13 protein-coding genes and 1 pseudogene are annotated in these 22125 nt (G+C 63.9%); 5 read left to right on the forward strand and 9 right to left on the reverse strand.

Features of this window, described 5'->3' with window-relative positions; all coding sequences use genetic code 11:
- Positions 1–323 precede the first annotated feature (323 nt).
- Positions 324–2519, reverse strand: coding sequence for a putative bifunctional diguanylate cyclase/phosphodiesterase (locus tag ACO076_RS18030; RefSeq protein ID WP_421724198.1), 2196 nt, complete (start codon positions 2517–2519; stop codon positions 324–326).
- Positions 2520–3062: 543 nt separating this feature from the next.
- Between ACO076_RS18030 and ACO076_RS18035 the strand changes: the two genes are divergently transcribed.
- Positions 3063–3476, forward strand: a complete 414-nt coding sequence (locus ACO076_RS18035; RefSeq protein WP_421724199.1) for an SET domain-containing protein-lysine N-methyltransferase — start codon at positions 3063–3065, stop codon at positions 3474–3476.
- Here ACO076_RS18035 and ACO076_RS18040 read toward each other — a convergent pair.
- Positions 3473–3868, reverse strand: a complete 396-nt coding sequence (locus tag ACO076_RS18040) for an SET domain-containing protein (RefSeq protein WP_421724200.1) — start codon at positions 3866–3868, stop codon at positions 3473–3475. The genes ACO076_RS18035 and ACO076_RS18040 overlap by 4 nt on opposite strands.
- Positions 3869–3947: 79 nt before the next feature.
- Between ACO076_RS18040 and ACO076_RS18045 the strand changes: the two are divergent.
- Positions 3948–5024, forward strand: a pseudogene (locus ACO076_RS18045) (MFS transporter); the annotation flags it as partial.
- A gap of 150 nt (positions 5025–5174) precedes the next feature.
- Here ACO076_RS18045 and ade read toward each other — a convergent pair.
- A complete protein-coding gene (gene ade, locus ACO076_RS18050) occupies positions 5175–6884 on the reverse strand; it encodes an adenine deaminase (protein WP_421724201.1) in 1710 nt (569 codons plus the stop codon).
- A 104-nt stretch (positions 6885–6988) separates the two neighbouring features.
- On the opposite strand from ade, the gene ACO076_RS18055 reads away from it, so the two are divergent.
- A complete protein-coding gene (locus ACO076_RS18055) occupies positions 6989–7471 on the forward strand; it encodes a hypothetical protein (RefSeq protein ID WP_421724202.1) in 483 nt (160 codons plus the stop codon).
- 25 nt (positions 7472–7496) lie between these two features.
- Here the strand turns inward: ACO076_RS18055 and ACO076_RS18060 are convergent, their stop codons facing one another.
- The 5 genes from ACO076_RS18060 to ACO076_RS18080 are packed head-to-tail and all read right to left on the reverse strand — an operon-like array spanning position 7497 to position 13594.
- Positions 7497–8663 (reverse strand): Gfo/Idh/MocA family protein, encoded by a 1167-nt coding sequence (locus tag ACO076_RS18060; protein ID WP_421724203.1) that lies wholly within the window; start codon positions 8661–8663, stop codon positions 7497–7499.
- Positions 8664–8682: 19 nt separating this feature from the next.
- Positions 8683–9735 carry a sugar phosphate isomerase/epimerase family protein gene (locus ACO076_RS18065; protein ID WP_421724204.1) on the reverse strand — a complete coding sequence of 351 codons (1053 nt, stop codon included), beginning with the start codon at positions 9733–9735 and terminating at the stop codon, positions 8683–8685.
- A 34-nt stretch (positions 9736–9769) separates the two neighbouring features.
- A complete protein-coding gene (xylA, locus tag ACO076_RS18070; RefSeq protein ID WP_421724205.1) occupies positions 9770–11083 on the reverse strand; it encodes a xylose isomerase in 1314 nt (437 codons plus the stop codon).
- Entirely contained in the window at positions 11080–12531 is a 1452-nt protein-coding gene (xylB, locus tag ACO076_RS18075; RefSeq protein WP_421724206.1) for a xylulokinase, read from the reverse strand. The genes xylA and xylB overlap by 4 nt, the downstream gene beginning before the upstream one ends.
- 31 nt (positions 12532–12562) lie before the next feature.
- The gene (locus tag ACO076_RS18080) at positions 12563–13594 is read right to left on the reverse strand and encodes a LacI family DNA-binding transcriptional regulator (protein ID WP_421724207.1); all 1032 of its coding nucleotides are present in this window, start codon (positions 13592–13594) and stop codon (positions 12563–12565) included.
- A gap of 358 nt (positions 13595–13952) precedes the next feature.
- Here ACO076_RS18080 and pepN point away from each other — a divergent pair, with 358 nt between their 5' ends.
- A complete protein-coding gene (gene pepN, locus ACO076_RS18085) occupies positions 13953–16586 on the forward strand; it encodes an aminopeptidase N (protein WP_421724208.1) in 2634 nt (877 codons plus the stop codon).
- A gap of 208 nt (positions 16587–16794) precedes the next feature.
- Positions 16795–19134 carry a PAS domain-containing sensor histidine kinase gene (locus ACO076_RS18090; protein WP_421724209.1) on the forward strand — a complete coding sequence of 780 codons (2340 nt, stop codon included), beginning with the start codon at positions 16795–16797 and terminating at the stop codon, positions 19132–19134.
- A gap of 12 nt (positions 19135–19146) precedes the next feature.
- Here ACO076_RS18090 and ACO076_RS18095 read toward each other — a convergent pair whose 3' ends face one another.
- Positions 19147–22125, reverse strand: a complete 2979-nt coding sequence (locus tag ACO076_RS18095; protein WP_421724210.1) for a bifunctional [glutamine synthetase] adenylyltransferase/[glutamine synthetase]-adenylyl-L-tyrosine phosphorylase — start codon at positions 22123–22125, stop codon at positions 19147–19149.

The raw sequence follows: 22125 nt of genomic DNA on the forward strand, positions 1-22125 counted from the left end.
TTGCGACAAGAAGGCGCGCCGGCAGATTGGCTCAGCATCTTTGTGAGTCGCCGTTGCGGAGCGCTCTGCTCGACGTGAGAGCAATCATGGATTCCCGGCCTTTTCAGCGCCCTAACCGATGATGGGAGTGCCACATCGGCAGTCGCCCAGTCATTGAGTGACTGGGTGCTCGAATGTCTGAATCTTCTGTGCGGGACCCACGACAGCTCGCGGCATGACCGACCGTACGGCGTCTACGGCGTGCGGGCCTGTCGGGAAACGCGCAGCGGCACGGCTTCAGCACATGGCGGCGGACCGCCGGCGCTAACCGGCGCAGCAGCGGGTTAGCTCGCTGCCGTCCCTCGCTGCTGACCGTCCGTTTCGAAGGACACGCTCCGCGACGGGCCGAGCCGCGAAAGCAGCGCCGTTACGCCCTTGGCCGGTAGCGGCTGGCTAATCAGATACCCCTGAACGTACTCGCATTGGACGAGGCGAAGCAGCTTCAACTGGTCGTCGTTCTCGATCCCCTCGGCGACCACCGAGAGCTCCATTGCATCGCCGAGCGAGACCAGCGACTGGATCAGCGCGTTAGCGGTGGCGTTGATTCCGATGTCGCGCACGAACGATCGGTCGACCTTGAGAACATCGAACGGAAACTGGCGCAGGTAGCCAATAGACGAGAAACCGGTGCCAAAATCGTCGAGCGCAAGCATGAAGCCCATCCCTTTGAGCGTATTCAGCTTGCGCTGGGCAATCGCGGGGTTGCTGACCAGGATGCCCTCGGTTAGTTCGAGCGTGAACCGCGCCGGATCGATCCCGCCGGCGGAAATCGTATCGCGAAGTTCGGCCTCGAAATTCGGCTCGCGAAGTTGAACCGGTGACAAGTTGATCGCGACCCGCAGGTCAGGCCAGGCGACTGCGTCCTTGCAGGTTCGAGCCACCACGAAACGTCCGAGGTCGTGGATCAGTCCGGTCTCCTCGGCAACGGTTACGAACATGGATGGCGACACAAGCCCCAGTTCGCGCGACGTCCATCGGACCAACGCTTCAACACCAACGATCTGCAGATCGTTGGCGCGGGCGAAGGGCTGATAGATGACCTCAAGTTCGCCGCGCTCGAGCGCGCGCCGAAGCGCCGTCTCGATCTGTTTTTTCTCCAGCGCGCCGGTTTCCATCGTGGCGTTGTAGAGCACCGCCTCGCGCTCGACTCCGTTCTTGGCCTGATACATCGCGATGTCGGCGCGCCGGACGATATCGCTTGGTCTCAATCCCGAACCGCCTGCCACCGCGTAGCCAACCGCCACCGTGACGTGGAACTCGAAGCCATGAACGGTAAATGGCTGATCGAGACAGTTGACAACCGCGGCGGCTGTTTCGGCGGCTATTTGCCTCGCCGTATCGCCCAGGATCGCTACCGCGAATTCATCGCCACCGATCCGGGCGAAATGGGCGCGCGCCGGCAGGATCGAGGCCACACGCTTGGCAAGTGCTTCCACCAACTCGTCGCCGCCCTGGTGACCGATGGAATCGTTGACCGCCTTGAACCCGTTGATGTCCATGTAGACAACGGCCAGCTTGCCGTCCCGACACGCCGTCCTGAACTCCTGTGAGTCCAGCAGTTCGGTGAACCCGGTGCGGTTCATGAGATCGGTCATGCTGTCGGTGCGCGCCGCGATGACCGCTTCCTTCTCGCTCTTCGCCAATGCAATCGCGACGCGACGGGCGCGATAGGCCGTCACGAACGCGACGATGCAAAACAGGATCAGCGCAATGGCGATCGGCAGGAAGATGCTTCTCAGGACCGCATCACCTGGTGTCGGCGGCGTCCAGACGAAGAAGCCGACGGTTTCGCCAGCCAGATCGACGATCGGTGTCGCGCTCGACCCCGCCGCTAAATCCGGATCGAACACCGGCTCGATTCGCAGATCCTCGATGAGGAAGGATTTGCCGAGTTCGTAGAGTTCGTCTTCGGCAAGGGTAATGCCGGCGACGAAGAAAGGCAGCGCGGCCGCATCCTGCTTTTCAGGCTCGTAGACCGGAGCCACCCGGGACACGGCGATCAGCATGATCGATCCGCCGGTCTCGATAAACGAGCTTCGCGCTGCTTGCGGAGCGACCGGCATGTCATATGTCAGCTCCCGGATTCCGTCGATGACCCTGGGCGTCAGGATATCGTTCGGTCCGACGTCTTCCGCAATCATCCAGCCGTACGGGACATCGCCGGCCGGGGAGATAACCGCCATGAGGTCGGCGATTTCCGTTTCCTCGACGCTCGACGCGATGTTCGTCACCATCCACTCGCTGTCGTCCGCGGCATAGGCGTCGTAGAAGTCCTGCCACCAGGCATAGTCATTGGCGAGCGATTGGATCCTTTGCTTCTCGGCTTCCACACCGCCGATGACCATGGTTTCGGTCGACCGAGCAGCCTGCTCGTTTTGGCGGGCGGACATCCAAAGTATCGCTGCGACCACTGTCACGATCGTGATGACGATCCCAGCGATCAGATTGAGTGTGATTCCCCCGGTGATTGCCTTTTTCATTTTCGACGCCTGACCTTGACGGTTCGTTGAGCGAACCGAGGGTAGAAGGCAACGATTTCAATATCTTTAAGCTGAGCGGGGCTCGCGCGTTTGTTCGGCGCGACTGCAATCGATGCGTGTCCCTTGGCCAAACTGATGTTTCAGTCGGGCGTGCGCCGGCCACTCCTTGTTGGCGTTCGGCGCTAAAACTTGAAGCTTGAGCAATTACTACTGCGCAAAAACGATAGAATTATCGGACCGCTCGGCACTACCGTCGGTATATCATAGTTAATGCGATGGAGAGAGTCAGGACTGGTGTCGGGTTCGACGTTATGGGAGTCGGTTCCACAGTTATGGTTGACAAATCGTTAACGAAGAGGGTTAGATTTAACTAGGTTTGGTCGGGGTTTGTTCACCTTCCTTGATGCGGTGTGAAGGTGTGCCACTCAACTGGATCGGTTGAGCAGAGAGAAGTCCCCGTGTCCCGAATCGCGCCGGCGGAGGCGCCTTTTGGGAATCGCCCCAGCACCGTCACCCGTTGGTGGACGAAGAGGTCGGATAGGGATGAGCTACACAAACACGCAACTCGTGGAAGTTCGTGACTTCAGCGACGAACATAAGGGCGTGTTTGCGAAAGCCAGAATTCGCCGCGACGAACTGATTGGATTCTTCGACGGCAAGGCCGTCATGGTCGATCTGGACAGCACCGACGAACTCGATGTGTTCTGGTGGCGACAATCGGTCCATCTGAAGCGCGAGGGGTCGAAGCTTCTCTGCCTGCTACCTCAGTGGGAACCGGACGGTGTCGACTTTCTGAATCATAGTTGCCGGCCAACGGCGCGCGTCGAGGACAAGCTCTACGTCTATGCCGACCGCGACATCGAAGCCGGCGAGGAAATCACCGTCGACTACCGATCGTTCAATCTCGTGCCGGAAGGGATCCAGTGCTGGTGCCCTGAAGGCCGGTGTCTGATCTAGCCGATGTGGCCGAGCTTCCGATTGGCGTCGGCGTCCTCGTCAACCGAGTAGGTCAGTTCCTCGCCGGCGGCAATGTCACGCAAGGCGACCGCCGAAACGAAGCCATCGACATCGTGCGCCGCCGGACCGCAGTTCGGATCGTCGGCATAGTTGAAGTGACGGGCGTTGTCGCAGCAGAGGACCAGTTGCTTAAGACCCTGTTCAACGTAGCAGTAGAACATGATGATCTCGCGCTGGAGGTGTGGCAGCCGATCGAGGTCGGCTTCGGAAAAGACCTGATCGAAGCCGGGCGTGAACGCCCACACCCGGGTCCCTTTGGCGACGACGTCGCTGGCGAATATCCCCAATCCGTGGATTGGGCTGCGGTCGACATAGTTGCGGATGAGCATCATGAGCGATTCTTGGGGCTAGGGACCCGATGAAACCCCATACCGTCTCCGCGCTCCGCCGGGCAACTCTTGGCTGGCGACGATGACCGCCCAGGACATATCGGCGACTGCACCGCCGTTCGACCAGAGTGGGACGGCACACCGAAATCTGGTCGCCGCCTGGGCGATAACCGGCATTCTCCTCATGATCGTGGTGGAGTCGGCGTCGTCTGCTTTCACCTATCCGTATTTCTCGCTGGCGCTGGAAGGATACGGCCTCTCCAACTGGGCGATCGGGCTGAATGCATCGCTCGCCGGAGCCGGCATCCTGTTCGTTGGTCCGTTTCTGCCACGGATCATCGCCGCCATCGGCTTGCGGATTCTGTCGGCGGCGATGTTCGGACTGCCCTTCGCCTGCTTTGCGGCCATGCTCATCGTCGACCACGTGGCTGTGTGGTTTGTCGCCCGGTTCGTCATGGGCGCCTGTTTCGCCGGGCTTTGGGCCGTCACGGAGATTTGGCTGAACGGTGTGGTCAGCGATCGACAGCGCGGCCGCATGATGTCGCTGGCGATGATCCTCTACACGCTTGGTCAGTTTCTCGGGCCGCTCGCCGTCAGCCTGACCGGCGGCGAAGGGATCGCGCCTTTCGTGGTGGTGATGATCCCGCTGGCATTTGCGGTTGGTATCGCCTTGTCGATCCGATCCTCGGGCACGGCCGCGCCGGATGCAGGCGGCCATGTGTATCTCGATCTGCGCTCCGCCTTCGCGTTGGCGGGATCGCTTGTTGCGATCACGTTCCTGATCGGCGTCGCCAATACCTCAGCGCTCAGCCTGCTTCCCGTCTATGGCGTCCTCCACGGGCTGACCGACAGCCAGGCGGCCGATCTCGTTGTGACGTTCAGCCTTGGCGAGGCGGTGTTCGTTGGTGTCGTCGGCTTCCTGGCCGATCGCATCGAGCGCCGCCGCCTTCTGAGGTTCAGCGCCCTTCCGGCACTGCTTGCAGCCACGGGGCTGGTGACGTTGGCGGCGCAGCCGGGTGCGTTGATGCCGGTGCTTTTTCTCGCGGGCGGAGTCCTTGGCGCCGTCTACACCCTGTGTCTGATCCTGATCGGCCAGGATTTCCGTGGCAACGCCTTGGCCGTCGTGTCGACCGCCCTTGCCATGTCCTACTCGGCCGGCGCCGTCATCGGCTCGACGCCGATCGGCTACCTGATCGACCTGTTTGGCCCGCGTGCTCTGCCCTTCGCCATCGCGGCAACCATGCTGTCGCTCGCGGTTCTTGTCGTCCGCGGCGCACGGCGTAGCGGCGAAGTTCCTGCCGCGACCGTGTCAGGTGTCGACCAGCGTCAGCCGGTCGACGTCGAACATACCATGGTCGGTGATCTTCAGATGCGGGATGACCGGGAGCGCAAGAAACGCGACCTGGAGGAATGGCTCTTCCAGCGTGCAGCCAAGCGAGCGGGCCGCCTCGCGCAGCGGCACAAGATCAGCGCGGACCGACTCGAACGAACCCAGGCTCATCAGACCCGCAAGCGGCAGCGCCAGCTCCGCGACGACGCGACCGCCTGAGGCGACAACGAACCCGCCGCCGATCTCGGTCAGTCGGTTCACCGCCACCGCCATATCATCGTCGTCGACACCGATGACGCAGATGTTGTGCGCATCATGGGCAACCGACGACGCGATCGCACCGCGTTTCAGTCCGAAGCCGGTGACAAAACCGCGCCCGATGTTGTCGTTTGCTTCGTAGCGGGACACCACGGCGACCTTTGCGATATCGCGGCCGGCGTCGGCCATCCGCCGGTTACCGTCCGACGCGACATGCATTTGCCGGTGGGCAGTGATGATACGACCTGGCTCGACTCCGATCACCGGGACGCTGCCTGCAGCGCCCGCGATCTCGAAGTCGCTCGCCGACATGGTTTGTGTCTTGACGCTGTCGAGGCCGACCGGCGCGATCTCCCGCCGCTCGGCAAATAGATCGTCGTTCACCATGCGGCCGGCGGAAATCACCGTGCGGACCGCGCAGGCTTCCAGGTCCTCGACCAGGACGATATCCGCACGCCGGCCCGGCGCGATCAGTCCCCGGTCGCTCAGGCCGAACGCCCGCGCCGCTGACCAGGTCGCGGCCCGATAGACATGATGCAGCGGCCGGCCGAGGTCGATCAGCGTTCGGATCATGTAGTCGAGGTGACCCTGCTCGGCGATATCGAGCGGATTGCGATCGTCAGTGCAGAGGCACATGAAACTCGACGTGTTCTCGTCGAGCACCTCGGCGAGCGCTTGGAGGTCCTTGGACACCGACCCTTCGCGGATCAGGATGACCATGCCCTTGCGGAGCTTCTCGCGCGCTTCGGCGGCCGAGGTCGTTTCGTGATCGGTCGCGATACCGGCCGCGAGATAGCCGTTCAGGTCACGGCCGCGCAGGAGCGGCGCATGACCGTCGATATGCCCGTCCTGAAACGCCGCCAGTTTGTCCAGAACCTCCGGGTCGTCGGCGGCGAGCACGCCGGGAAAATTCATAAACTCGGCGAGGCCGATCACCTGCGGGTGATCCCGAAAGGGAAGAAGATCGGCGACGGTCAGCCGCGCGCCGGAGGTCTCGAAATCGGACGATGGTACGCATGACGACAACTGGACCCGCAGGTCCATGATCGTCGTCTCCGAAGCGTCGAGGAAGTAACGAATTCCGTCGACACCGAGGACATTGGCGATCTCGTGCGGATCGCAAATCGCGGTGGTCACGCCATGGGGCAGAACGCACCGGTCGAACTCCGCGGGCGTGACCAGGGAGGACTCGACGTGAAGATGGGTGTCGATGAAACCAGGCACCGCGAAGAGCCCGCGGCCATCGATCTCGGCCTCGCCGTTGTAGGTCTCGTAGGTGCCGACAATCCGATCGCCGCACATCGCGATGTCGGTCGTCGTGACATCCCCGGAAACGATGTCGAGCAGACCCACGTCTTTGATGACCAGGTCGGCCGGCTCAGCGCCGCGCCCTTGGGCGATGGCGCGGGCAAGTGTTTCGGTGTTGATCATCGGCCCCTTCGTCGCTCTATCCTGTCACCATGGAAGGGCGGCAAACCCATGGCAAGCACGGATACGCGGAGCCGGCGGCAGCCAGGCGAGAGAAACGTGGGATCTTGCAGGCATTGGTGCTGCTGCTGGCCGCGGGAGCCATAGGCTGTACGCCGGACACCCCTGAAGAATACATCCGGGTCGGCGGTGGCGGGTTCGTGTTCAACTACAGGATCGCGGAAGCGACCGCCGGCGTCGTCGCCGAGCCGGCACGGACACTCGAGCCGGGTACGGTCATCGAAGCAACCTTCGAAGATCCGGCCGGCGGCGATCCGATTGTCGTCGCAAAGCAGACGACGCCGGATCGGAAGCGGTATTCGTTCGTCACGCCACCGCTCGACGCTATCGAAGCCGACCGCACCTATCGTGTCACCGTTCGCGTCCTCGACACTGAGGGAACTGTTCTTCAGACCGTCGACTACAATCTCCGCTCGGAGATCGATCAATCGATCCTGCCCGAGAAGCCGCTGACGATCGGGCCCGGCTACACCCGCAACCCCGAGGCCCCTCCGCTGTTCGCGGACAAGCCTCAAGGTGCGGTTGAGTAGAAGCCTGAACCGTCGGCGCGACCGTCTAGACCTTCACCCAGGTCGCCCCCTTCTGCGACGACTTGGTGGCCGCTTCGATGAACTGGACACCAGCCAGCCCATCCTCGACGGTCGGGTAGAGGATGGCGGGGTCAGGCTTCTTGCCGGTACGCTGGGCTCGGATCGCGCGGGCGATCTCGGTGTAAACGTTGGCGAAGCCCTCAAGGTAACCCTCCGGATGCCCGGACGGAACGCGGGTGACGCGCCCGGCGTTTTCGTCCGAACCAGGACCGCCGCGCGTGATCCGCTGCGGCGGCTCGCCGAACCGGGCGAACCAGAGATAATTCGGGTCCTCCTGGTGCCACTCGAGCGAACCCTTTGAACCATAGATGCGAAGAACCAGACCGTTCTCGCGGCCGACCGCCACCTGGCTCGCCCACAGCATCCCCCGAGCGCCCCCCTTCCAGCGCAGGAGGATGTTGTCGTTGTCGTCGACCTTGCGGCCTTTGACGAACGAAGTCATGTCGGCGCAGATCGAATCGATCGTCAGCCCGCTGACGAAGCAGGCGATGTTGTACGCATGGGTGGCGATGTCGCCGATCGCGCCGCCGCCCGACTGTTTCGGGTCGGTGCGCCACTTGGCCTGCTTCTGGCCGCTCGCCTCGACCTTCTCGGTGAGCCAGTCCTGGGCATACTCCGCCTGCACCACACGGATATCGCCGAGCTCACCCGCCGCGACCATCGCCCGCGCCTGACGCGCCATGGGGTAACCGGTGTAGTTGTGGGTCAGGCCGAAGATCAGGCCGGTCTTGTTGACGAGCCGCACCAGTTCCTTGGCGTCCTTGGCGTTGGTGGTCAGCGGCTTGTCGCAGATCACGTTGATGCCGGCCTTAAGGAAGGCTTTGGCAGCCGGCGCGTGAACATGGTTCGGCGTGACGATCGCCACTGCCTCGATGCCGTCCGGCCGCGCGGCTTCCGCCTTGGCCATGTCCTCGTACGACCCGTACGACCGATCCGGATCGAGCCCGAGTTCCTTTGCCGACTCCAGCGCGCGCTTCTTGTTCGACGACAGAGCACCGGCGACGAGTTCGTATTCGCCGTCCATGCGGGCGGCCAGGCGATGCACGGCGCCGATGAAGGCGCCCTGCCCTCCGCCGACCATCCCCAATCGAATACGCCCTCCGGCCGTGGCGTCGCTGCGTCCCTCAACCATCGTTGCTTTCTCCTTATGATCAGATGCCGAGCATCTTCTTGTTGGCTTTCAGGTCGGTCCCCGCGTCGGCGAAATCGTCGAACGCCCGATCCGTGACCTTGATGATGTGGGCCTTGATGAACTCGGCGCCCTCGCGCGCGCCCTCCTCCGGGTGCTTCAGCGCACACTCCCACTCCAGCACCGCCCAACTGTCATAGTCGTACTGCGCGAGCTTGGAAAACACGGCACTGAAGTCGACCTGCCCGTCGCCGAGCGAGCGGAACCGTCCGACGCGATCGACCCACGACTGGAAGCCGCCATACACGCCTTGCCGTCCGGTTGGATTGAACTCGGCGTCCTTGACGTGGAAAGCGACGATCCGGTCGTGGTAGATGTCGATGAACTCGAGATAATCGAGGCACTGCAGCACGAAGTGCGACGGATCGTAGTTGATGGCGCACGCCGGATGGCCCTCGACCCGATCGAGCAACATCTCGAACGTATCGCCATCGAACACGTCCTCGCCCGGGTGGAGCTCGAAGCCGATCTTCACGCCCTGCTCGTCGCAGGCATCGAAGATCGGACGCCACCGCTTGGCCAGTTCGTCGAAGCTGGTTTCGATCAGTCCCGGTGGGCGTTGCGGCCAGGGATAGAGGAATGGCCAGGCAAACGCGCCGGTGAAGCTGACCTGGGTGTCGAGGTCGAGGTTCCGGCAGGCCTTCGCCGCGAGCTTGACCTGGCTGACTGCCCAGCGGGTGCGAGCCTTGGTGTTGCCGCGAACGTCCTCCGGCGCAAAAGCATCAAACGCCGCATCGTAGGTGGGATTCACGGCGACCAGTTGCCCCTGCATGTGCGTGGACAGCTCGGTGATCTCGAGGCCGTGTTCCTCGACGACACCACGCACATCGGCGCAGTAGGTCTTGCTGGACGCGGCTTTCTTGAGATCGAACAGCCGGTCGTCCCACGACGGGACCTGGATGCCCTTGTAGCCGTGCGAAGCGGCCCACTCGGCCATCCCGTCGAGCGAGTTGAACGGCGCGTCGTCGCCGGCGAACTGAGCCAGAAAGATCGCCGGCCCTTTCATCGTCTTCATCAGTGTCTCCCTTCCTCCCGGAGTGCGGGTCCGGTCAAATGTAGCTGTTGATCAGCCGCTCCAGATGTTCCTGCCTGCCGCTGCGTGGCTGGGGATCGATCCCCTTGGACAACACGCGCTTCGACAAATCGTCGAGCGACCGCTTGCCGGCGAGGATGGCGCGCCCTTCTTTCTTGTCCCATCCGGCGTAGCGATCCGCGACCTTCTCGTCGAGCACACCGTCGTTGATGATCTTCTCGGCGATCAGCAGTCCGCGGGCACACGCGTCCATCGACCCGACATGCGCTTCGAGCAGGTCATCCGGGTCGATCGATTGTCGCCTGATCTTTGCGTCGAAATTGAAGCCGCCAGTGCCGAGGCCGCCACCGCGGAAGACGTAGTAGCAGGCAAGCGCCATCTCGGGGACGTTCATCGCGAACTGATCGGTATCCCAGCCGAGCAGATAGTCGCCGCGGTTGATGTCGATCGATCCGAGAATGCCGAGCGCCGATGCCAGCGCGAGTTCGTGCTCGAAAGTGTGGCCGGCGAGGATCGCGTGGTTCTGTTCGATGTTGATCTTCACCTGCTTTTCGAGATCGAACGCCTTGAGCATTCCGTAGATCGTGCCGACGTCGAAATCGTACTGATGAACGGTAGGCTCCTTGGGCTTCGGTTCGATCAGGATCGTCCCTTTGAACCCGATCTTGTGCTTGTGTTCCACTACCATGGTCAGGAAGCGGCCGAGTTGATCGAGCTCACGTTTGATGTCCGTGTTGAGAATGGTCTCGTAGCCTTCCCGGCCGCCCCACAACACGTAGTTCGCCCCACCGAGTTCGTGGGTGAGTTCGAGGACGTTCTTCACCTGCGCGGCGGCATAGGCAAACACCTCCGGATCGGGATTGGTGGCGGCACCGGCCATGAAGCGACGATTGCTGAACAGGTTCGCCGTCCCCCACAGGAGGCGCACCTTGGCGGTCTCCATCTTGCGGGCGAAGAGCTCGCCGATCTCCCGAACGTTGCGGTTCGACTCGGCCAGCGAGTCGCCTTCCGGCGCGATGTCGCGATCGTGGAAGGTGAAGAACGGAACCCCGAGCAGCCGGAACATCTCGAAAGCGACATCGGCCTTGTGCCGCGCCAGGTCCATCGGATCGCCCGATCCGTGCCACGGCCGCATGAACGAATCGCCGCCGAAGGGGTCCGTGCCCGGCCAGACGAACGAATGCCAGTAGCAGACCGCGAAACGAAGCTGGTCCTCCATCCGCTTGCCGAGGACCTCGCGATCGGGATCGTACCAGCGGTAGGCGAGGCCTTTCGACTTGCCCTTACGGTATTTGATTGGCTGTTTCTGGTCGAAGAACCGTTCGGTCATCGCGGCATCACCTCCTTGATCGCGGGATAGAGATCACAGTATGCGGCATGGGCCGCGGCGTAAGCATCGGTGAGCGCCGGGATCGGCTCGACGACCTCGCGGATCGCCGGCGGTGCGCAAACCTCGAATGGATCGGCGTCCTCCGCGGCAACGAGACCGAGGCGTGCGGCGCCGAAAGCGGCACCGAAGTCGCCGTCCTCCGGCACGGCGATCGGGACCCCAAGCACGGTGGCGATCACCGACAGCCAGTAGCGCGAGCGGCTGCCGCCACCGACCGCCAGCAACTGGCGCGGCTCGTTGAGCGGCATGGTCAGTACGTCGAAACAATCCTTGAAGGCGAACGCCACGCCCTCGACCACCGCTTGGGTCAGGACTTTGCGATCGTCCGCTTGATCGAGGCCGACGAACGCGCCGCGGATCGCCACGTCGTTGTGGGGCGTTCGCTCGCCGGAGAGATACGGCAGGAACAGCACCGATGACGGACCGGTCGGCGTCGGACCAAGAGCGTCGACCAGATCACCGGGTGACGCTTCGAGGATGCCGGCGAGCCAGTCCAGCGATCCCGCCGATGATAACGCGACACCCATCTGGTGCCAGGTGCCCGGCACCGCGTGACAGAAGGCATGGACCGCGCCGGCCGGGTTGGCACGGTAGCGGTCGGCGGTCACGAAGATGACGCCCGACGTGCCGATCGAAATGAACCCGGTGCCGGCCGCCACGGCGCCGACGCCGCAAGCCGATGCGGCGTTGTCACCCCCGCCGCCGGCGATCGCCACCGGCCCCGTCATCCCCCAGCGGCTGGTGAGCTCCGGTAACAAGGTCCCGGTTGCCGCGCTTCCTTCGAACAGAGTCGGCATCTGTGACTCATTCATATCGGTCAGCGCCAGCATCTCGTCGGACCATGCGCGCGCGGCGGTATCGAGCCACAGCGTGCCCGCCGAATCCGACATCTCGCTCGCCTTATCGCCGGAGAGCTTGAGGCGCACGTAGTCCTTCGGCAGCAGGACCGTTTTGGTCCGCGCGAAGACATCCGGCTCGTGTCGCTTCACCCACATCAGCTTCGGCGCCGTGAAACCCGGCATGGCGATGTTGCCGGTCACCCGCTCGGCGACGTCGCTGATCTCAGCGGCTTCCTCCGACGAGCGCCCATCGTTCCAGAGGATGCAGGGTCGCAGGACCGCGTCCGTTTCGTCGAGCAATGTCGCGCCATGCATGTGCCCGGACAGGCCGATGCCCTTGGTCGCGGCGAGCTCCGTCGGGTGCGACGAGGCCAAACCGTCGAGCACCGCCTGACAGGCCACCCACCAACTGTCGGGGTCCTGCTCCGACCAGCCGGGATGCGGGCGTGACACCTCCAGCCCGGTGGTTTCGCTGGCGACGATCCGCTGATCGGCGTTGATCAGGACGGCCTTGACCGACGACGTGCCGATATCGAGTCCAAGATACACTGCCTCAATCCTCCCCTTGTCCGCTTCAACGCTACGGAACGTTGTCGCGAACGAATATGTCTATTCGAATGCGTTCCTGGCCCGCATCGATTGGAATGCCCTCTTGCTCGGCAACGAGCAAGCGGGCGGCACTACGGCCTTCATGCCCGGCATCCTGGTTGATCACCGCGTCGATCGTTCCACGGATCAGGTGTTTACGCGACAACGCGGTGAGTTCGTGGGCGACGAAAATGACATCGCGGGCCCGGCCGCTCGCTTCCAGCGCCGCGACGATACCGCCGTTGCCGGCGCCAACATTATAGATACCGATCAGGTCGCTGTGTTCGTCGAGGAGCGCAGTCGCCAGCGCCTCCACCCGATCGTCGTCGTCGCGTCCCTCGCGGATCGGAAGCAGCGAAATCGACGGGAAGTCCCGCGCCATCACCTGCTCGAAACCGATCTGGCGTTCGATGTGATCGCGCAGTGCAATCGAACCGGCGATCAGCCCAACTGTGCCGCGACGGCCACCGGCAAATCGACCGAGCAGCGTCGCGGCGGTTCGCCCCGCAGCAGTGTTGTCGATCCCGACGTAGTGTGCGCGTTTGGAACGCGGCGCATCGGAGATCAGCGTCACCACCGTCACGCCGGCATCGGCAAGGTCGTCGATCGCATCGCGAACCGCCGGGTGATCGAGCGCCACGACGGCGACGCCATCGACCTGGCCCCGCAATTCCTCCAGCGCGGCAGCAAGGGCATCCCCATCGAAAACATCCACCAGGGAGACGCCGAGATGCACCCGCTCGCCGGCCATGTACTCGGCGGTCGCGCGGACGCGTTCTTCGAGGGTGCGCATGAAAGCGTTCGTGCCGGTGGGCAGCAGAAACGCGAACCGGTAGTCCCGTCCGCGCGCGAGCCGCGCCGCCAATCGGTCGGGCCGATAGTTGAGCCGGGTGATCGCCTGCTGAACCCGCTCGGCGGTATCGGCGTGAACCCCGGCCCGGCCATTCATGACGCGGTCGACCGTCGCCAGGCTAACGCCGGCGGTTTTTGCGACGTCCTGCAGTGTGGCACGACCCACTGACATACCCCCTTCACATTTCTGATATCGCGGTGACGGAAATATTGCAATTTTGGGCGCTCACAATCGTTGCCCAGCGGTCCGCCGACTTCGAACCAGCGCTCAATTTCAGAAAATTATCAATATTTCACAATGATTTATGATCGTTCCCTCGTGTCGCATCGTTCTACGAGGTCGTACTTGACTGACGCACCCTTCTCGCCTTCCGCATCCGAGGGGCGTACATCAGAAACCGATGCCTACTGCGTGACACCGATATCGCCCTGACCCCGAAGGTTGGCGGCATGGCGTCGATGAACCAAAGGCGATACAACCCGAAGCCTTGGCCCTCTCGTCCTTTCTCCACCGGCAGCACGCGTCCTCCATGACCCCAGAAGCAACACCGGTCCGCTTGGCCGACTACAAGCCCTCGCCCTTTGCAATCGAGACCGCGGCGCTCGATTTCAATCTTCATCCTGAGAAGACGCGCGTGACGACCCGACTGGCGATGGTGCCGCAGGAGACCGGGGTGCCGCTGGTTCTCGATGGGGACGAACTCACCCTGATCTCGGTCGCCATTGATGGCGCCGATCTGGCTGCGGACGCCTTCGACGCTACGCCGGAGAAGCTGACCATCAAGGCGCCGCCGGAGAAACCATTCACGCTCGAGATCATCACCGAGATCAGCCCAGCCACCAACACCAAGCTGATGGGCCTCTATCAGTCCAGCAACACTTACTGCACCCAGTGCGAGGCCGAGGGCTTCCGTCGGATCACCTACTTTCTCGACCGGCCGGACGTGTTGTCCGTCTATACGACGCGTATCGAGGCGCCCCAGGACGGGTTCCCGGTTCTCCTCGCCAACGGCAACCTGACCGACACCGGCAACATCGAAGGCACCGACCGCCACTTCGCCGTTTGGCACGATCCGTTCCCAAAACCCTCCTACCTGTTCGCCCTCGTCGCCGGTGACCTCGGCGTTGTTGAAGACAGCTTCACCACGATGTCGGGACGCGAAGTGGCGTTGCGGCTCTATTGCGAACACGGCAACGAGCCGAAATGCCGCTATGCGATGGATGCACTCAAGCGCTCCATGCGCTGGGACGAGACCGCTTACGGCCGCGAATACGACCTTGACATCTTCATGATCGTCGCCGTCTCCGACTTCAACATGGGCGCGATGGAGAACAAGGGTCTCAACGTCTTCAACGACAAATACATCCTCGCCGACCCGGAGACCGCCACCGACACCGACTACGCCGGCATCGAGACCGTGATCGCGCATGAGTATTTCCACAACTGGACCGGTGACCGGATCACCTGCCGCGACTGGTTTCAGCTCTGCCTGAAGGAAGGTCTGACCGTCTTCCGCGATCAGGAGTTCTCCTCCGATGTCCGCTCCCGCGGCGTGAAGCGCATTGCCGACGTCCGCACGTTGCTCGCCCGTCAGTTCCCAGAGGATGCAGGGCCGTTGGCCCATCCCGTCCGGCCCGAAGTGTACAACGAGATCAACAACTTCTACACGGCCACCGTCTACGACAAGGGCGCCGAGGTCGTTCGCATGCTGAAGACCCTGCTCGGCGACAAAGGGTTTCGCGCCGGCATGGATCTCTACTTCGAGCGCCATGACGGTCAGGCGGTGACGATCGAGGACTTCCTTGCTGCCTTCGCCGACGCGACCGGCCGTGACCTCACCCAGTTCAAGCTCTGGTATTCCCAGGCCGGGACACCGGAGGTCGAGGCCCGCGGCGACTATGACGCCGATAGTCAGACCTTCACGTTGACCCTGAAGCAGTCCTGCCCACCGACCCCCGGCCAGGACACCAAAGCGCCGATGCACATCCCCGTCCGCTTCGGGCTGGTCGGACCGAACGGTGGCGACCTGTCGTTCAGCGCCGTCACCGGCGGCACGATCGACGCCGACGTGATCCAGCTCACGGAGCCGGAACAGACGATGGTGTTCGAGGGCGTGTCGGTCGCCCCGGTCCCCTCCCTGCTCCGTGGCTTCTCCGCGCCGGTCAAGCTGAAGTCCGATATCAGCGACGACGATCTCCTGTTTCTCGTCCGCACCGACGCCGATGCCTTCAACCGCTGGCAGGCGGCACAGCGCCTCGCAGTCAAGACGCTAATCGCCGAGACCGCAGCCATCCGCTCGGGCGCCGCCAGCACGATCGACACCGCTCTGATCGACGCCCTCGGTACGGTCGCGGAAGACGACGCCCTTGAGCCGGCGTTCCGCGCCCAGGTGCTGCAGTTACCCAGCGAAGCCGACATCGGCCGCGAAATCGGCAACGACGTCGACCCGGACGCCATCGCCGCCGCCCGCAAGCGGTTCACCGCGATGGCGGCCGACCGCATCGGTGACGCCCTGATGGCCGTGTCACGGCGGATGCGCGACGACGGACCCTATAGCCCGGACGCCGCGCCGGCCGGTCGGCGGGCGCTCGCCAACACATGCCTGGCGCTCGCCGCCGCCAACGGCAATACCGAGGTTGTCGCCGAAGCGGTCGCGCAAGCCCATGACGCCGCCAACATGACCGACCGCTTGGCGGCACTCGCGATCCTGACATTGAACGCCTTCGAGGAACGGTTCGCGGCGCTCGAGGCGTTCCACGTCAAGTTTCGCGATAATGCACTTGTCCTCGACAAGTGGCTGATGCTTGAGGCGACCGTGCCGGCCGACACCACGCTTGAGCGGGTCAAGTCGCTGCTGGAGCATCACGACTTCGCGGCGGGGAACCCGAACCGGATTCGCGCCCTGGTCGGCAGCTTCGCCGGTGCCAACCAGACTCAGTTCAACCGGATTGACGGTGAGGGCTATCGCTTCCTCGCCGACTTCGTCCTCGACCTCGACAAACGCAACCCGCAAACGGCGGCGCGTCTCCTGGTCACCTTCCGGTCCTGGAAGTCGCTGGAGTCGGGGCGACGCGGCTTGGCGGAGGAAGCGCTGAAGCGCATCGCCGCCGCCGATCCGCTGTCGCCGGATGTCAGCGATATCGTCACCCGAACCCTTGCCTGAACGGCGACCGGTGCGCCCCGGCCAACCGCGCGACCGACATCATGGCGTCTGGTCGGTCCGACTCAAGAACATCTCCTCCCGCTCTTGACTCCTAAATTTTTCTTTAATTTCGCTGGACAAGGCGATTCGCCTCGATTCAAATGAGGTGATTCGGGGCCAGAGGCCCGGTCCCGAAGGTAAATGCGGCGAAATACAAGAGGGGCTCTGCATGGCGCAGGCAGAGGCGGTCCAGCCGTCTGTCGCGAAGCGAGCGACGTTGTCCCGGTTCCGGCTACCGCGAAAAGCCGCGATCTCCGGACACGCTCGCCTGCTCGCCGGCCCGGCTTACCAGAAGCTGCTGGCGGCGGAACCGCTGCTACGGCGGGCGATCCCGATTCTGATCGTGATCTTCCTGTTCATCGTCGCCGCCGCCCGGTTCATCGAACTCTACCAGCACCGGCTCGAGCGCGAATACGATGCCCGCCAGACGATCGAACTGATCGCCACGGTCATCGCGGACGCGATCGAGCGTACCTACCCCGCCACCGCCGACCCGACGCCCGCCGACGTTCAGGCGACGCTCCTGCAGGTGCTCCCCGACGTCGCCACCGCCGAGGGTCGGCACGTCTACGTCACCGGTCCTGACGATCTGGTGGTGGCGACCGCGCCGGCGGATGACGGGGTCTCGGGACTGCCCCTGCAGCGGGTGCTGGGCGAGACCCACCCCCTGGCGATCTTCGGCGCCCGCGCCGGGGTGCTGGAGATATCCCTCGCCGACGGCACGCCGGCGCTCGCCACAGTCCATCATCTCGACAGTGCCGCGGGCTCGCTCGCCGTCGTGGCGCCGACAGCCTCCGTCTACGACGGATGGCGCGCCGACGTATCGCTCAACGTGACGATTTTCGTCGGCACCAGCGCCATCCTGTTGGTTATCCTCTACGGCTACTTCGCCCAGTCCTCGCGCGCCGCCGAAGCCGACACGATCTACAGCGAGACCCAGGCGCGGTTCGAGACCGCGCTGGTGCGCGGGCGCTGCGGCTTGTGGGATTGGGACCTTGCCTCCGGCCGCATGTTCTGGTCCCGATCGATGTTCGAGATCATAGGCGGCGAACCGCGCGACGCCCTGCTCGGCTTCGGCGAGGTCGCCGCGTTGATGCATCCCGACGACGGCGACCTGATGACGCTGGCGGAGTCGGTCTATGCGGCCGGCGAGGCGACGGTCGACCAGATGTTCCGCATGCGCCATGCCGACGGCCGCTGGATCTGGCTGCGTGCTCGTGCCGAGATGGTGGATCGCGACACCGGGGAACCGCATCTGATCGGCATCGCTGTCGACGTGACCGAGCAGATGCAGTTGATGGAGCACACCAAAACGGCCGACATCCGGCTGCGAGATGCCATCGAGACGATCTCGGAGGCGTTCGTGCTGTGGGACGCCGACAACCGGCTGGTGATGTGCAATTCCAAGTATCAGCAGCTTCACGGCATGGCCGACGACGTTCTGCAGCCAGGTACGCCCTACGCCGAAGTGATCGCCGCCGGCCGCAAACCGCTGGTGCGCGCCCAGGTCGAGTCCGATGGCCGGCCCGAGGAAGGCGCGCGCAGCTTCGAGCTCCAACTCGAAGACGGACGCTGGCTTCAGATCAACGAACGGCGCACCAAGGACGGTGGCTTCGTCTCCGTCGGTACCGACATCACACAACTCAAGCGTCATGAAGGCAAGCTCGTCGACGGCGAGCGCCGGCTGATGGCGACCATCGCCGACCTGCGCCAGTCGCGCCAGAAGCTCGAAATGCAGGCCCAGCAGATGGTTGAACTCGCCGAGAAATACGGTGAGCAGCGAAACCGCGCCGAGGAAGCCAACCGGTCGAAGTCCGAATTCCTGGCCAACATGAGCCACGAGCTGCGCACGCCGCTCAACGCGATCATCGGCTTCTCGGAAATCATGAAGTCGGGGATGTTCGGCGATCTCGGCTCGGAACGATACAGCGAATACTGCCGCGACATCCACGAAAGCGGCACCTACCTCCTCGGCGTCATCAACGACATCCTCGACATGTCGCGGATCGAAGCCGGACGCATGGCGCTGGAGATGGAGGACCTGGAACTCGACTCGCTGATCGCCGAGTCTGTGCGCATCGTCCAGGCCCAGGCCGAAGCGACCAACATCTCGGTCTCCACGGACATCGAAGAGAACATCCGGCTCCATGGCGACCGGAAGGCGCTGAAGCAGATCATGCTCAATCTGCTGTCGAACGCCGTGAAGTTTACGCCGGAGGGCGGGCGGATCGCCGTACGGGCGCGCGCGACCAGCGCGGCCGTGACCTTCTCGGTCGAAGACAATGGCATCGGCATCCCGGCGGACGCCCTTCAGAAGCTCGGCCGCCCGTTCGAGCAGGTCAGCAACCAGTTCACCAAAAGCCACCGTGGTTCCGGCCTCGGTCTCGCCATCACCTCGTCGCTCGCCGACCTGCATGGCGGCTCGATGCGAATCCGCTCGCGCGAGGGCCACGGCACCATCGTGTCGGTCCGCCTGCCGAAGGGCCTGTCGACCGCCAACGCCGCCTGATCCAGCCGCGCGTCAGTCGCCTGGCAACTCTCCGATTAGCGTCTCGAAGACCGACCGGACCGCCGCCTCGCTCTCCTTCAGATGCGCATCGAGATGACCGAAGTCCGGCATCTCGGCCGTACCTGCAAGCAGCGAGAGCATGCCCTTCGGCGCATCCTCGGGATGGAACCGACCGTCGACGCAAAGACGCAGAACCTGCATGAGTGACTGATAGAGCCGCAGGCTCGGGATAAGGACGTCGCTGTCCTTGCGGCTGAGCAGGCGGGCGGCGGAGGCTTCGCGGAGCGCGGTTTCCGTTTCGGTCGATAGAATCTCCGGGTGCTTCCCGCCGTAGACAAGCTGCAGGTATTGGGCAATGAACTCGATGTCGACGAGCCCGCCCGGCGCCTGTTTCAGGTCCCATGCCCCCTCGCCGCCCTTCTCCGCCTCGATCATGCCGCGCATCTCCAGCACGTCCGCGCGCGTCTTCGACCGTTTGCTCGGCAGGGCGATGATCTTGGCGATCTCCTTTCGCGCCCGGTCGACGAGACTCTTGTCGCCGGCGACCGCCCGCGCCCGGGTCAGCGCCATGTGCTCCCAGGTCCAGGCGCTCTTCCGCTGGTAAGCGGCAAACGCGTCGATATGGGTGGCAAGCGGTCCCGACTGGCCGGATGGTCGGAGCCGAAAGTCGACTTCGTAGAGGGTTCCTTCCGCCGTCGGCGCCGACAGCGCGGCGAGAAGCCGCTGGGTCAGTCGTGTGAAATACTGGTTGCCGTGCAGCGGCCGCTCGCCGTTCGAGGTCGGCTTTTTCTCGTCGTAGTCGTAGAGAACGATGAGGTCGAGATCGGACTTGGCGGTCATCTCACGACCGCCGAGCTTTCCGAGCGCGATCACCGCGATCCGCCCCTTGGCGACCGTGCCGTGCGCCTTTTCGAACTCCGCCCGGGCGGCCGTTAGCAGGGCGTCCACCAGGACATCGGCGAGATCGGCAAAGGCGCGGCCGGCCTGATGGGCGTTGAGCGTGCCGGCAATCACCCGCACGCCAATCAGGAAGCCCTGCTCCTGGCCGAACACGCGAGCACGATCGAGAACGTCCTCGTAGTCCTCCGCTTCCTGCAGTGTGATCGCCAACCGCTCCTTCAGGAGCGCGCCGCTCGGCACCTGCCCGAAGAAGGCCGGTTCGATCAGCGCATCGAGAACATGAGGACGTTGCATGACCGTGTCGGCGAGCCTCGGTGCGGTCGCCATGACGGTGACCAGCAGGCCGAGAAGCCGCGGATTGGAACTGAGAAGCGAGAACAACTGTACGCCCGCCGGCAGCCGCGACAGGAAACGATCGAAGGCCGCCAGCGCCGCGTCCGCGTTCTTCGTTGTCGCCACGACTTCGAGCAAGGCGGGAACGAACTCGGTCAAGCGGCCCCGCGCGGTCGCGGACCGCGTCGCCGGGTATCGGCCGAAGTGCCAGCCGCGGATCGTCACGCTCACGTGACCGGGATCGCGATAGCCAAGCTTCGTCAGGGTCTCGAGCGTGTCGGGATCGTCGTCGTCGCCGGTGAACACCAGGCTCCCGAGCGCCGAAGTCAACGCCGGCGCCGCTTCGAACAGCGCCGCATAGCGCCGACCGACCGTGGCGAGCGTCGACCGCACCGTCTTCTCGAATGCCGGCAGGCTGCGCGCGCCGTCCATCCGGGCGATGACCTCGAGTTCCTCCGGCTCGTCCGGTAAAGTATGGGTCTGCTGATCGTCGACCATCTGCAGGCAATGCTCGATCGTGCGCAGCGTGACGTAGCTCGCCGCGAGATCGTCTCGGACGGCGGCGTCGATCCAGCCTCCATCGACCAGCGCATCGAGCATGGCGAGGGTCGACCGGTCCCGCAGTTCCGGATTCCGCCCACCCGCGATCAGTTGCTGGGTCTGCACGAAAAATTCGATCTCACGGATGCCGCCCCGGCCGAGCTTGAGATTGTGGCCGGCCACCGCGATCTCCTCATGGCCGCGGAAGTCGTGAATCTGACGCTTGATCGAATGGATGTCGGCTATCGCCGCGTAGTCGAGGTACTTTCGCCAGATGTACGGGGTGAGTTCGGCCAGGAATGCATCACCGGCGGCGATGTCTCCGGCCACCGGCCGCGCCTTGATCAGTGCCGCGCGCTCCCAGTTCTGGCCGAAGCTCTCATAGTACTGCAGCGCTGCCTCGGTCGACATCGCGATCTGAGTGGCGCCCGGATCGGGGCGTAGCCGCAGGTCAGTGCGGAACACATAGCCGTCCTCGGTGTGTTCGTTGAGGATCTGGATGAGCTGCTTGGTGAGACGGACGAACGTGGTCACCGCGTCGTCCGGATCGGCGAGCGGCGAAACCGTCGGATCGAACAGAACGATCAGGTCGATATCACTCGAATAATTGAGCTCGTCGGCGCCGTACTTGCCCATGCCAAGGATCACCCATCCCGAACCCTCGGCGGGTCGGCCGGGATCCGGCAAGGTCAGTCTCTCCGCATTGTGGGCTTCGACGAGAACGAAGTTGGCGGCCGCCCCGACCGCTGCGTCTGCGAACTTCGACAGCGCTCCGGTCACTTCTGACAATCCCCACACGCCGCCGAGATCGGCGAGCGCCGTCAGCAGCGCAACCTCCTCCCGCGCTTGGCGCAGCGTCGCCATGAGAACGTCCTTGTCGCCCTGGCGCCACGAGCGCTTCACGCGGTTGAGGCACAGCCTGAGCGACCGTTCCGGCGCCGAGTCCAGCAGAGCGACCAACCGTTTCGGATCGGCCTGCATCAGCCCGCGCAGGAACGGCGCGTAGGCTCCAACGCTGGCGACAAAATCGCCGAGCGCGGGGCGGTCGGCGATCAGTCGATCCAGCCCGTCGGCAACGCCGGCCTCAGCGGCCTCGTCCAGCAGTTCGGCCAACCGCATCTTGCGGTCGGCCTGCCTGGCGAGACGCAGCCGCGGCACGATGCGTTCGGCGAGCGAACGGCCATCAGCGGCCGGCGCCGCCTTCTTTCTCCTGGGCAT

It is taken from the genome of Bauldia sp., assembly GCF_965232525.1.
GTDB lineage: Bacteria > Pseudomonadota > Alphaproteobacteria > Rhizobiales > Kaistiaceae > Bauldia.

Excerpts from the sequence above, each read along its gene's own strand:
- pepN (WP_421724208.1), top strand. The coding sequence starts at position 13,953 with ATGACCCCAGAAGCAACACCGGTCCGCTTGGCCGACTACAAGCCCTCG.
- ACO076_RS18030 (WP_421724198.1), bottom strand. The coding sequence starts at position 2,519 with ATGAAAAAGGCAATCACCGGGGGAATCACACTCAATCTGATCGCTGGG.
- ACO076_RS18080 (WP_421724207.1), bottom strand. The coding sequence starts at position 13,594 with ATGTCAGTGGGTCGTGCCACACTGCAGGACGTCGCAAAAACCGCCGGC.
- ade (WP_421724201.1), bottom strand. The coding sequence starts at position 6,884 with ATGATCAACACCGAAACACTTGCCCGCGCCATCGCCCAAGGGCGCGGC.
- ACO076_RS18040 (WP_421724200.1), bottom strand. The coding sequence starts at position 3,868 with ATGATGCTCATCCGCAACTATGTCGACCGCAGCCCAATCCACGGATTG.
- ACO076_RS18035 (WP_421724199.1), top strand. The coding sequence starts at position 3,063 with ATGAGCTACACAAACACGCAACTCGTGGAAGTTCGTGACTTCAGCGAC.
- ACO076_RS18090 (WP_421724209.1), top strand. The coding sequence starts at position 16,795 with ATGGCGCAGGCAGAGGCGGTCCAGCCGTCTGTCGCGAAGCGAGCGACG.
- ACO076_RS18060 (WP_421724203.1), bottom strand. The coding sequence starts at position 8,663 with ATGGTTGAGGGACGCAGCGACGCCACGGCCGGAGGGCGTATTCGATTG.
- ACO076_RS18065 (WP_421724204.1), bottom strand. The coding sequence starts at position 9,735 with ATGAAGACGATGAAAGGGCCGGCGATCTTTCTGGCTCAGTTCGCCGGC.
- ACO076_RS18095 (WP_421724210.1), bottom strand. The coding sequence starts at position 22,125 with ATGCCCAGGAGAAAGAAGGCGGCGCCGGCCGCTGATGGCCGTTCGCTC.
- xylA (WP_421724205.1), bottom strand. The coding sequence starts at position 11,083 with ATGACCGAACGGTTCTTCGACCAGAAACAGCCAATCAAATACCGTAAG.